This window comes from Hymenobacter psoromatis (genome assembly GCA_001596155.1).
In the GTDB taxonomy this organism is placed as follows: domain Bacteria; phylum Bacteroidota; class Bacteroidia; order Cytophagales; family Hymenobacteraceae; genus Hymenobacter.
Map to the genome: position 1 here is coordinate 3197382 of CP014771.1, position 11979 is coordinate 3209360.

Annotated in this window: 11 protein-coding genes; 5 read left to right on the forward strand and 6 right to left on the reverse strand. The window is 61.2% G+C overall.

The features are described from left to right. Positions 1–81 precede the first annotated feature (81 nt). Positions 82–981, forward strand: coding sequence for a transposase (locus tag A0257_13515; GenBank protein ID AMR29761.1), 900 nt, complete (start codon positions 82–84; stop codon positions 979–981). Between the two features lie 173 nt (positions 982–1154). On the opposite strand, the gene A0257_13520 is transcribed toward A0257_13515, so the two are convergent. Next, positions 1155–1868: an SAM-dependent methyltransferase gene (locus A0257_13520; protein AMR28008.1), complete on the reverse strand. Its 714-nt coding sequence runs from the start codon at positions 1866–1868 to the stop codon at positions 1155–1157. 210 nt (positions 1869–2078) lie between these two features. On the opposite strand from A0257_13520, the gene A0257_13525 reads away from it, so the two are divergent. Continuing rightward, a complete protein-coding gene (locus A0257_13525) occupies positions 2079–2915 on the forward strand; it encodes a hypothetical protein (GenBank protein ID AMR28009.1) in 837 nt (278 codons plus the stop codon). Between the two features lie 5 nt (positions 2916–2920). On the opposite strand, the gene A0257_13530 is transcribed toward A0257_13525, so the two are convergent. Beyond that, positions 2921–4135 carry an alanine dehydrogenase gene (locus A0257_13530; GenBank protein AMR29762.1) on the reverse strand — a complete coding sequence of 405 codons (1215 nt, stop codon included), beginning with the start codon at positions 4133–4135 and terminating at the stop codon, positions 2921–2923. Between the two features lie 202 nt (positions 4136–4337). Here A0257_13530 and A0257_13535 point away from each other — a divergent pair, with 202 nt between their 5' ends. Together A0257_13535 and A0257_13540 are read left to right on the forward strand one after the other, a co-directional pair. Next, the gene (locus tag A0257_13535; GenBank protein ID AMR28010.1) at positions 4338–7262 is read left to right on the forward strand and encodes a glycine dehydrogenase (aminomethyl-transferring); all 2925 of its coding nucleotides are present in this window, start codon (positions 4338–4340) and stop codon (positions 7260–7262) included. Between the two features lie 256 nt (positions 7263–7518). Beyond that, positions 7519–8148, forward strand: coding sequence for a hypothetical protein (locus A0257_13540; protein AMR28011.1), 630 nt, complete (start codon positions 7519–7521; stop codon positions 8146–8148). A gap of 332 nt (positions 8149–8480) precedes the next feature. Here the strand turns inward: A0257_13540 and A0257_13545 are convergent, their stop codons facing one another. From A0257_13545 to A0257_13555, 3 genes are all read right to left on the reverse strand, one after another. Further along, a complete protein-coding gene (locus A0257_13545) occupies positions 8481–8675 on the reverse strand; it encodes a hypothetical protein (protein ID AMR28012.1) in 195 nt (64 codons plus the stop codon). Between the two features lie 20 nt (positions 8676–8695). Beyond that, complete coding sequence (locus tag A0257_13550; GenBank protein ID AMR29763.1) at positions 8696–9598, reverse strand: lipoyl synthase; 903 nt, start codon at positions 9596–9598, stop codon at positions 8696–8698. A 124-nt stretch (positions 9599–9722) separates the two neighbouring features. Beyond that, complete coding sequence (locus A0257_13555) at positions 9723–10571, reverse strand: hypothetical protein (GenBank protein AMR28013.1); 849 nt, start codon at positions 10569–10571, stop codon at positions 9723–9725. Positions 10572–10648: 77 nt separating this feature from the next. On the opposite strand from A0257_13555, the gene A0257_13560 reads away from it, so the two are divergent. Next, a complete protein-coding gene (locus A0257_13560) occupies positions 10649–11068 on the forward strand; it encodes an osmotically inducible protein OsmC (protein AMR28014.1) in 420 nt (139 codons plus the stop codon). 137 nt (positions 11069–11205) lie between these two features. On the opposite strand, the gene A0257_13565 is transcribed toward A0257_13560, so the two are convergent. Then, positions 11206–11613: a hypothetical protein gene (locus A0257_13565; GenBank protein ID AMR28015.1), complete on the reverse strand. Its 408-nt coding sequence runs from the start codon at positions 11611–11613 to the stop codon at positions 11206–11208. Between the last annotated feature and the right edge of the window lie 366 nt (positions 11614–11979).

Genomic DNA, 11979 nt, shown 5'->3' on the forward strand with positions numbered 1-11979 from the left:
CTCAGTACGCCCCGCAATTATACGTGCACGCACCTTGCCGAGCACTTGCCGCAGGTGAGCCACGACCAAGTGAACCGGTTTTTGCGCCGCAGCTCGTTCTCACCCACGCAGTTGCGGGAGTTGGTGCTACCCTTGTTGAGTGACTCGCCCGAGGCCTTTTTGTTCGTCGACGACAGTGTGCAGGACAAGCGCTACAGCCGTTTTATCGAGGTGGCCAAGCGCCAGTACTCCGGCGCCGCCCACGGCTTGGTGACCGGCATCTGCTTGGTCAACCTGGTGCACAGCAGTGGGGAGGCCGGTGATTTTCTGCCCCTGGACTACCGCGTGTACGCCCCGCAGCAGGATGCGCTGAGCAAGAACGAGCATTTCCAGGCCATGTTCGCCCACGTGGTGGCCGAAGACAAAATCCAGGCCCGCACCCTCTTGTTCGATGCCTGGTACAGCGGCAGCGAGAACCTGAAGCGCATTCACCGCGCCGGTTGGACGTTTTTCACGACCCTGAAAAGCAACCGGTTGGTGAGTGCGAACAAGGAGACGGGCTATCAAGCCCTGGACGCAGTGGACCCGCCGCCGGGCGGGTGGAGCACGGGGTTGGAAGTGCGCTTAAAGCAGGTGCCGTTTGCGGTGCGTTTGTTCAAGCTGGTCGCCGCCAACGGCGACATTGAATGGGTCGTGACCAATAACTTCGCCTTCACCCTGACCCAGCAACTCGTCGAAGTCACGACCCGCACGCGCTGGCAGGTGGAAGAGTTTCACCGCAGCTTCAAGCAGCTCACCGGGGCTGAAAAATGCCAGTGCCGCCGTGCCCAGGCCCAGCGCAACCACTTGGCTTGTTGCTACCTGGCCTGGGTGTCCTTGCGCCAGTTTGCCCGCCAAACCGCCCAAACCCTGTACCAAGCCCATCAGCAGCAGTGGGCTCCTTATCTGCGCCAGTTGCTAGCCAAACCCCTCATTCCAGCGCTAATACCGACGAGTGCGTAAGTCCTACAAAAGATGACTTGCGGCATTCATCGCACCGATGTGGTGAAGCTGCTCATTGAAAACCATGTGTTACCCACTTGGCTGAACGAGGAGTTGCCTTTCGATAGCTCCGCTGAAACTCAACTGCTATATCAACCGGAAAGTTGAGGCGGTAAAAGTCCTATCAAAGTTGGTCAATATCCCTCCGCAAAAACAATCACCTGCCACCGAAACGCCCAGCGCCAGCGCAGCGCGTAGCGCGTGATGCCGGCCTTCGCCAGCAGCCGCCGCCAGTCTTGGCGCGAAAAGGCGCGGGCGACGGAGAGCGGCGCGTCGTTTTGCACCAGGCGCGAGCCGCCGAATAGCTTCGTCAGGTACTTGATACTGTGGTAGGCCAGCGGGTGGCGGTGCAGGTCGTTGATGACGACGGCCACGCCTGCCTGCCGGTGCCAGCGGCGTAGCAGGTCCACCAGCTCGGCATCAGTGAAGTGGTGGCAGAAGAGGCTGGCCGTAAGCACATCGTAGGGCTGGGCCGCAAACTCGGGGCTGAAGATATCGAGCTGCTCGTAGCTGATTTCGGGGTAGAGCTGGCTTTTGGCGCGGGCATAATCGAGCATGAAGGCGTTGGCGTCGATGCCCACCAGTTCGGCCCCTACCCCCTGTCGCCGGGCCCAACGCGCCACGTGGCGCAGGGTGTCGCCGCCGCCGCTGCCGAGGTCGGCCAGGCGCAGGGGCCGGCCGGCCGGGAAGCGCGGGCGCAGCCGGGCCAGGGCGGCCAGCACCGGCCGGTAGCCGCCAAGCCAGGTATTAATGGTTTCCAGCTCATCGAGGTTTTGCCGCAGCTCGTCGGTGGCGAGCGACAGGTCGTCCATCAGCTCGGGGGTAGTGGCGCGGGCGCTCAGGTTCATAGGAACAAAGGTGGGTAGGAGACGCAGAAAATATTCGTTAAATCCAGTAAAAACCTGACTTAGTTATCAAATGAAGCTACATTGACAAAAATTTTATAACAAAACTAATAACCAATAGAAACCAAAGAACGTCTAAGCTCTGTACCTTGCGCGCTCTGCCACGCTCCTATGCTTCTTGCCAACACGTTACTAGCTGCTGCCTGGTTGTCCTTGGGCCTACCCCACGGGCCTACCCGCCCGTTGGCCTCACGGGCGGCGCATTGCACGCTGCCGGGCGAGAAGTTTGGCTACCCCGACGGCGTGGCCGTGGCGCCCGACGGCACGGTGTACGTGGTGGATACGGACAGCACCATCCTGAAAAAAATAAGCCCGACCGGCCAGGTAACCCGACTGGGCGCGGGCCGCCTGGTGTATCCTACCGGGGTAGCCCTGGCTCCCGATGGCACGGCCTACGTGGCCGATGCCGGCAGCCATAGCATCGTGCGGATTGGGCTGGGCGGCGAGGTGTCGCAGGTGGCCAGCCGGGGCCTCGTGTATCCGGCGGGCCTGGCAATGGGGGCCGATGGCGCGCTCTACATCGCCGACGCGGGCCGCGAGCCGGGCAGCGGCGCCGTCTTTAAGCTGAGCCTCACGGGTCGGTTGCAGTCGCTGGCCACGGGCCTGCGCAGGCCCAGCAGCGTGGCCCTGGCCACCGACGGCACCGTGTACATAACTGAAAACGAGAGCAATAGCCTCCTTAAAATCAACTCCCTGGGCGAAGTGTCGTCGGTGGCCGGCGGGGAGTTCAACAAGCCCCGCGGCCTGGCGGTGGGAGCGCACGGCGCGGTGTACGTGGCCGATACCTATAACAACCGGGTGCAGCGCATCGACTCGGCGGGCAACGTGACGACGGTGGCCAGCGGCTTCAATTATCCTTCGGGCATTGCCGTGGACCGCGCCGGCGTGGTCTATGTGACCGACACGGGCAACGGGATGCTCAAAAAAATCAACCCCACGGGCGTGGTCATGCTGCTGCCCGAGCTGGTCGGCACCATCCACCCGCACTGAGCAGCTCATGCCACGTAGTCGGCGAGGTAGGCAAACCGGGGCCGCAGCTGTCCGCCCGCCGCGATGGTAGCCCGCGCCAGCACACCGGCCGGGTCGCCGGCCACGAGGGGGGGTAGCACCTGGTCGAGCAACTGCCGACTGAAGTCGCGGCTGGCATTGCGCGGCAGCTCGCAGGGCAGGTTGTCCACGGCCATCACGGTGATGGTTTTGGGTTGCGAATAGGCCGCTTGCAGCGCGCCGGTGGCGGGGTCGTAGTCAAAAGCCGGCTCCTCGATGGTGGTGCTGCGCTGGGTGAGCGGAACGGAGCCGTTCACGTCGCAGGTCACGTCGGCAATGGTATCTACTTTGAAATCAACGCGCTGCGTGTCGTTTTCCGTGAATAGGCGCGGCGCGGCCGGGTGCCAGTAGGCGCAGGCAATGAGCAGGTCGGTTACGGGCAGGTACTTGCCGAAGGTCGATTCGTAGGCCGCCGGCTCGTGGTGGAAGTTGGCCGTGTCCCACACCCGGCCGTCGCGGCGGCGGTTGTAGTCCGAGCTGCATAGTTGAGTATATACCGGCTCGCTGAAATCGAGGTAGAGGTAGTCGTACACGCTCACCCGCCGGATGCCCATGCGGCCCAGCACTTCCTGCGCGCCCTGCGCCACGCGGCCGGTGCCAGTGATAGCAATTTTGATGGGGGGTAGGCGCTTCACCTTGAAAAACTCCTCCTCCATGTCCTCCATATCGACGCACTGCCAGGCTGGTTTCAGGGTAAAAAGCCCGTGCTTGCGGCCGTAGGTGAGCAGGCCATTATAAGCGCCCACGATGCCCGCCCAGTGCCCGAAAGCCACCACGCGCTGGCCGGCCGCGTTGGTCAGCAGCTCGTAATCGATGAGCGTGATATTTTTTTGTAAAACACTTTGCAGCAACCTCTTATTAGCAGGCTGCTGCTTGATGGTATGCGAGAAAAACAGATACGTTTTGCCCGCCAGCAGCCACTCCGCGGGCACTTCCTTCACGCCGAGCAGCACATCGCAGGCGGCCATTTCCTCATTTACTTCAATGCCCAGGTCGCGGTATTCCTGGTCGCTGAAGGCACGGGTGGGGCTGGGCTGCACCCGCACGCGCAGGCCGGGATAGGCATCTTGCAGCTCCACGCATTTTTTGGGGGTGAGGGCCACGCGGCGGTCGGGCGGGGTGCGGCCTTCGCGTAGCAGGCCGAGGAGGGAGGGTAGGGGCATAAAATCGTTTGTCATTGCGAGCAAAGCGAAGCAATCGCACCTGAACGAAGTCGTTCGGGCGTCGTTTTGGTGCGATTGCTTTGCTTTGCTCGCAATGACAGTAGGGCTTTGACCCCAAAACTACGCCCTACCCCCGACCAAACCGGGCTTACCTTTGTTAAGGAAAAAGTCGCCTCCTTCTCTCCTCCCCCAGCCCACGTGTATGTCGTTTAAATTCAAGCCCGCCGACGTGTTTGAAACCCGCCACAACGCCCCCAATAGCGCCAGCCAGCAAGCCATGCTGCACGCCGTCGGGGCCGAGAATATGGCCCAGCTTATCGCCGAAACGGTGCCCGCCGCCATTCGCCTGCCGCGGGCGCTGGCCCTGCCGCCCGCCCTCAGCGAGCGCCAGTTCCTGAAGCGCTTCAAGCAGATTGCCGGCCAGAACAAGGTGTATAAGAGCTACATCGGCCTCGGCTACCACGATACTACCCTACCCCCCGTTATCCAGCGCAACATCCTGGAAAACCCCGGCTGGTACACCGCCTACACGCCCTACCAGGCCGAAATTGCCCAGGGCCGCCTGGAGGCGCTCATCAATTATCAGACCCTGATAATTGACCTCACCGGCCTGCCCATCGCCAACGCCAGCCTGCTCGACGAGGCCACCGCCGCCGCCGAGGCGCTGCACCTGCTGCACTCGCAAACCAAAAAGAAAAACGCCACCAAGTTCTTCGTGTCGGAGCAGGTGTTGCCCCAAACCATCGACGTGCTGCGCACCCGCGCCACGCCGCTGGGCATTGAGCTGGTAATCGGCGACCACCGCACGGCCGACCTCTCCGATGAGGCGCTTTTCGGCGTGATGGTGCAGTATCCCGGTGCCAACGGGACGATTTTCGACTACCAAGAATTCATCGCTAAAGCCCAGGCCAACAGCCTGTTTGTGGTGATGGCCGCCGACCTGCTGGCCCTCACGCTGCTGACGTCGCCGGGCGAGCTGGGCGCGGATATCTGCGTGGGGTCGTCGCAGCGCTTTGGCGTGCCGATGGGCTTTGGCGGGCCGCACGCGGGCTTTTTCTCGTGCAAGGACCAGTTTAAGCGCGTCATTCCGGGCCGCATTATCGGGCAGAGCATCGACGCGGCTGGCAACAAGGCCTACCGCATGGCGCTGCAAACCCGCGAGCAGCACATTCGCCGCGAAAAAGCAACCTCGAACATCTGCACCGCGCAGGTGCTGTTGAGCGTGCTGGCCGGCATGTTTGCCGTGTACCACGGGCCGAAAGGCATCCGGCAGTTTGCGGTAAACACGCATTTATTTGCCCAAATCCTGGAAGCCGAACTGAAAGCGCTGGGCGTGGAGCAACTCAACAGCCACTACTTCGACACGCTGAGCCTGCGCCTGGAGAGCCATGAAATGCAGCAGGCCATCAAGAAAGAAGCGGAGGCCGCCGGCATCAACTTCCGCTACTACGAGGAAAACCTGGTGGGCATCAGCCTGCACCAGAACGTGGAAATAGAGGACGTGCGCGACATCGTGGACATCTTCGCCAAAGTGCTGGGTAAGGAAGTGGCGACGACCGCCGCCCCCACCGCCGAAGCCGACCTGACGCTGACCTGGCCCGACCACCTCCAGCGCACCAGCGAGTACCTCACGCACCCCGTCTTCAACTCGCACCATGCCGAGCACGAGTTGCTGCGCTACATGAAGCAGCTCGAAAACAAGGACTTGAGCCTCGCCCACAGCATGATCCCGCTGGGCTCGTGCACCATGAAGCTGAATGCCACCGCCGAGATGATACCCGTGACCTGGCCCGAAATCGGCCAGCTGCACCCCTTCGCCCCGGCCGACCAAACGCTGGGCTACCAGCAGATTATCAAGGACCTGCAAGCCTGGCTGTGCGAGGTAACCGGCTTCGCGGCCGTGAGCCTGCAGCCCAACTCGGGCGCGCAGGGCGAGTACGCCGGCCTGCTGGCCATCCGGGGCTACCACGAGGGTAGGGGCGAGCAGCACCGCACGGTGGCGCTCATTCCGGCCTCGGCCCACGGCACCAACCCCGCTTCGGCCGTGATGGCCGGCATGCAGGTAGTGGTGGTTAAAAGCACCGACGACGGCAACGTGGATATGGACGACCTGCGCGCCAAAATCGCGCAGTACGCTGACCACCTGAGCTGCCTCATGGTCACCTACCCCAGCACGCACGGCGTGTATGAGGAAACGATTATTGAAATCTGCGACCTCATTCACCAGGCCGGCGGCCGGGTGTACATGGATGGTGCCAACATGAATGCCCAGGTGGGCCTTACCTCGCCGGCCGCCATTGGCGCCGACGTGTGCCACCTCAACCTGCACAAAACCTTCTGCATTCCGCATGGCGGCGGCGGACCGGGGGTAGGCCCCATCGGCGTGGTAGCCGACCTGGAGCCCTACCTGCCCGGCCACGTGGTAGTGCCGGTAGAAGGCCGCACGAGCGGCGCCGTATCGGCCGCGCCGTGGGGCTCGGCCAGCATTTTGCCCATCAGCTACGCCTACATTTCGATGATGGGCGGCGACGGCATCACCCGCGCCACGGAGATTGCCATTCTGAACGCCAACTACATCAAGGCCCGGCTGGAGGCGCACTACCCGGTGCTCTACACCGGCGCGCACGGCCGCTGCGCCCACGAGATGATTCTCGATTGCCGCCACTTCAAAAAGGCTGGCATTGAGGTGGAAGACATTGCTAAGCGCTTGATGGACTACGGTTTCCACGCGCCTACGGTGAGCTTCCCGGTGGCCGGCACGCTCATGATTGAGCCGACGGAGAGCGAGAGCCAGAAGGAGCTGGACCGCTTCTGCGAGGCCATGATTGCCATTCGTAAGGAAATCACGGAAGTGGAAGAAGGCCGCGCCGACGCCAAAGACAACGTGCTGAAGCACGCGCCGCACACTGCCGCCACGGTGCTCGTGCACGACTGGACGCGCCCCTACTCGCGCGAGCAGGCCGTATATCCCCTACCCTACGTGCGCAACGCCAAGTTCTGGCCCGCCGTGAGCCGCATCGACTCGGCCTACGGCGACCGCAACCTCATTTGCTCATGCACCCCAATGCAGGAATACGCCGACGAGCAGGAGCAGCTGGTTTCGGCCGATAAAGGGCCTTCTTATTAGGCTGTAGCACGGACGCTGCGAGCCCGCGCGTGGCACGATACCTGAACTGTACCTACGCGTGGATTCGCAGCGTCCGCGCTACACCAAAAACGCCCGGTTGAGCACGCGAAAGCGACTCGGCCGGGCGTTTTGGCGTGCTGGGCGACTGGCTAAGCAAACTAGTCGGCTTGCCTACTTCTTTTGGAACATTGCCTCAGCCGCCAGCGTTAAGTCAGCACCTCCGCATCCGTGGACTATCTCCTTAATTTTTAGCCTTATGAACCGCATCACTCATCTTCTGGCCCGTCCGGCCGCTTTGGCGGTCACGGGTCTTGCGCTGACCTTCGGCGTAGTTTCCTGCGCCACATCAGCCAACGTGGGCGTGTCCAGCGATTTTGACCACGCCGTCAACTTCCGCAACTACCACACCTGGGCCTGGTATCCCAAGCAAGCCAATGACACCGAGGGCGGCCCGGCTCACGGCTACGAGTCGTTTACGGACCAGCGCATCCGCGACGCCGTGTCTAAAGACCTGGCTACCAAAGGCCTGATGCCCGCCACCGGCGAACCCGACGTCTATGTGGCCTACAGCGTGCGCGTGGAAAACAAGCAGCAATCGGGGGGCGGCTATCCGTATAGCCCCTACGGCTACGGGTATGGCGGCTACGGATACGGCGGCTTTGGCGGCTACCCCTACGGGGGCCGGTCCTACAACTACAAGGCCGGCACGGTCGTTATCGACATCGTGGATGCCCGCCGCAAGGAGCTTGCCTGGCGCGGCACCGGTCAGGCCCAGCTCGACCAGAACAGCATTTCGGAAGCCGAAACCTACCGCATCGTCAATAGCGTGCTCAGCAACTATCCGCCGATGGATAATCCCAACCAGCGCCGCCAGGCCACCCGTTAAGCGGCGGCCCTACCCCCCTGTTTTTATGCAAAGAGCCCCGTCAGGTTGACGGGGCTTTTTCATTTTGTAGCTGTCGCTGATGCATAACGGCCAGGATATCCAGCTGACTGCGCCAACATAGTAAACCATGCGATAGCTGTCAACCAATAACTGGCGTATTTGCGGTAGGCCAGTTTTGGGATAAACCGGCCCTAACTGCGGGTTATTCTCCAACTGCCGGGCGCGGTCAAAAAAACGATTGACTACCGCATTAGCGTGACTTGGAGAGGTCAACCGTAAATACTCACCAATCGCCGTAACGTGGTCGAGTGCATCGCTGGTCCAGTAAATAATCACGCCTTTCGCAAGCGAGCCAAAACTTGTTCGCGCGCTTCATCATGTGGCACCAAGCGGCCTGCCTCGCGCGAGGCCAACGCCTTTTCCAAGATTTGCAATTCGTACAACTCTTGCTGCAAATCCTCCAGAGTTGCTCCCTCCGGCAGCTCATCAATAGTTTGATGGGCGAGTGCTTTAATTTTGGGAGACATAGTAGTTGCGGGTTAAGTAACTAAATCGGCACGTTCACGTGGCGCTCGGCGTGGTAGCTGCTGCGCACCAGCGGGCCGCTTTCCACGTACTTCAGGCCACGGCGCAGGCCTTCTTCCTTGTAAGCAGCGAAGGTGTCGGGATGGATGAACTCGGCCACTTCGAGGTGCCGCTTGGTGGGCTGGAGGTACTGGCCGAGGGTCAGAATGTCGAGGCCGTTGGCCACGAGGTCGTCCATCGCCTGATGCACTTCATCGGTCTTTTCGCCCAGGCCCAGCATAATGCCCGACTTGGTGCGGTGCCCTTGCAGCTTGGTGCGCCGGATTTGCTCCAGGCTGCGGTCGTACTTGCCCTGCGGGCGCACGAGGCGGTAGAGGCTGCCCACGGTTTCCATGTTGTGCGAAATCACTTCCTGGCCGCCCGAAATCATCACGTCGAGCGCCGCCCAGTTGGCTTTCACGTCGGGGATGAGCGTTTCGATGGTCGTTTCGGGGCTTAATTCTTTGGTGAAAACCACCGTATCGCGCCACACGCTGGCCCCGCGGTCTTTGAGCTCGTCGCGGTTCACGCTGGTGAGCACGGCGTGCTTCACCTTCATGAGGCTGATGGCCTCGGCCACGCGGCGCGGCTCGTCGAGGTCCAGCTCGGTGGGGCGGCCGGTGGCCACGGCGCAAAACGAGCACGAGCGCGTACACACGTTCCCCAGAATCATGAACGTGGCCGTGCCCGCGCCCCAGCACTCGCCCATGTTGGGGCAGTTGCCGCTCTCGCAGATAGTATGCAGCTTGTGCTCATCAACCAGCTTGCGCACGGCCGCGTAATCGGGGCCGATGGGCAGCTTCACGCGCAGCCAATCGGGCTTGCGCGGGCGGGCGGGGGTAGGCGGTGCCAGCGGCTCGGCCTGAATAATGGGAAGCGTGAGCAGCAAAGTATCCACGTGGAATAAGTTAAAAGTTAAGAGTTATAAGTTAAGAGTTTTGAGAAGGAGCACACGAAAGGACAATCCTGGACGGCTCCTTTGTTTTTAACTCATAATTTTCAACTCAAAGTTAGTTTCGGTGACCCAGGTAGAGCGTGAGGTACACCGAGGGAAAAAACTGGTGGTTGAGGCTGCTCACGTCGGCCGGGGCAGGCGGGTTCAGCACCAGCAGCTCTTTGGTGTATACTTCCAGCAAGAAGCCAACTTCGACCCCAGCCACGGCATCGCGGTAGCGGCCATACTCGAAGCTGAGCGCCCCGCGCACGTGGGCACCCGGCACCACCTTGGTTTGGGCAATGCCGCTGAAAATCGGTGCCCGGTCGTAGATATAAATCTGTTGCGCGTGCTTGATTGGGTCGTAGGCTTCGTCCACTATATTGTCGTTGGGGCCAAACGCGTTGTTTTGCGCCGCCGTGTAGTCGTAGCTGATGTAATAAGGCATAAGCAGGCCGATGGTTGGCCCCGCGCTCAGCAAGCCATTGACCTGCACGCCGGCATCGGCCGCTTTGCGAAACAGAACGCGCTGAATACCGATGGATGGCCGCAACGCGAAGGCGTAATTGGCCTTGTAGAGCTTGAAGGTGCCGCCGGTGTACGGATTGGTCACGCTCTCCTCCTTGGGGTTTTTGAACGAAACGCCCTCCAGGCTCCAGAAGCGCAGCCAGCGCTCGTCGAGCACCGTTGCCACCCGCACGCTGACACCCCCGATGAGGCCGCCCTGGGTGTTGAAGTTGATGCCGTACACTGTTTCGCGGCGATACGACTGCTCATCCGAAGGCATGGCCAGCGGCGCGGACGGGCGCACCGGGCGCGTCGTAGGCGGGGGGGTAGCGGTGGCGGGCGTTTGGGCCCAAGCCTGGCTGGTGCCAGCCAGGCCCAGCATCAGCCAGGCAGCAGCAATGACGTGCGTCTTGTTCATAGAGAAGTCAAAAATACCTGCTAAAGCGGCTTTTACCACCGTGCGCAATGCTAACGTTGCCGGGGTAGCTTTGTGGTATGAGCACGCCCCACACCACCGCCACCGCCCGCTACGAGGGCCACCTGCGCACCGAAGCTACGCATACGGCTTCGGGTACTGTTATTCAGACCGATGCCCCCGTTGATAACCACGGGCGCGGCGAAGCGTTTTCGCCGACCGACCTCGTGGGTACCGCCCTGGGCACCTGCATTCTTACCACGATGGCCATCGTGGCCGAGCGCCACCAGGTGGACCTGGTGGGCAGCTCGTTCAGGATGGAAAAAATCATGAGCCAGGAACCGCCCCGCCGCATCGCGCAGCTGACCGTGGAGCTGCACCTGCCCGCCGCCCTCAGCCCCGCCGACCGGGCCCTGATGGAACGAACGGCGCACACCTGCCCCGTGGCTCTGAGCCTGAACCCGGAAATCCGGCAAGAGGTTCGGTTTGTGTATGAGTAGTTGGCCCCTGCTTCAAACCAAGCCGCTTCCGAGCTTTCGGGAGCGGCTTTTTGGGCTTGATGCGGCAGGGAGGGGGTAGGGAATTACCCGGCGCAGCAGCCAAGCCGGCCCCGCGCACCAGCTTGAACAACAGTCGACTAGCGCAGAGGAGCAGCCGTCCAGCACAGCTGGCGGGTGGTGCCGCCGGGCTCGGTGAGGTTCATGCGAAACGTGGCGGCGGCCTTTGCAACCCGTGCAAAGTCGCCCTGCAGCTCGAAGCGCCGGGGGTGGTCAGTGGATGAGCTCAGTAGCACGCCGCTCACTTTGCCGTTGGCAATGCGCAGGGCATCTTTGGCCAGGCCAGCCATCGGCCCCAGCTGGCCCCTACCCTGCCAGAATCCGTTGAAGGTCAGGGATGATAGCTGCCGGCCATCGGGCGACACGACGAAGCTGATTTTGTCTTTTTCCGAGCCGTTGCTCACCACCCCCACCCAACGAGTTCCTTTGGGTGGCGCCGTGAAAATGGCAATACTGAGCAGCGCGGGGAAGAGTAGCGTTTTGAGCATGAGCCGGAAATAAAAATACTGGCGGCTAAGCTATTCGATTTTTTTGACTTTACCAACTAAACGACTATGGACTGTAAGTCCATAGGTTTGAAAGCGAATGGAATTCGGCGGTTTCGGCTAAAGCCGACTGAAAGAAGCCACTGAAAGTGGGTCGCTTTAGAATAAAATTCTGCTGGCTAAACGCTGGCGTCGGTCATTGAGCAAATAGCAATAACTAACTGACAATCAAAAATTAAACAGCCTTGCCTGAACAAGACCGGCAAAAGTGAGTAGCAACTAAAGTCTTGCCCTAAAGGGCATAGCTTTAACTAGCGTACTTGAAAAGTAAAAGTTTGCTGATAAGCGGAAAGCGCTTCATCCCAATAG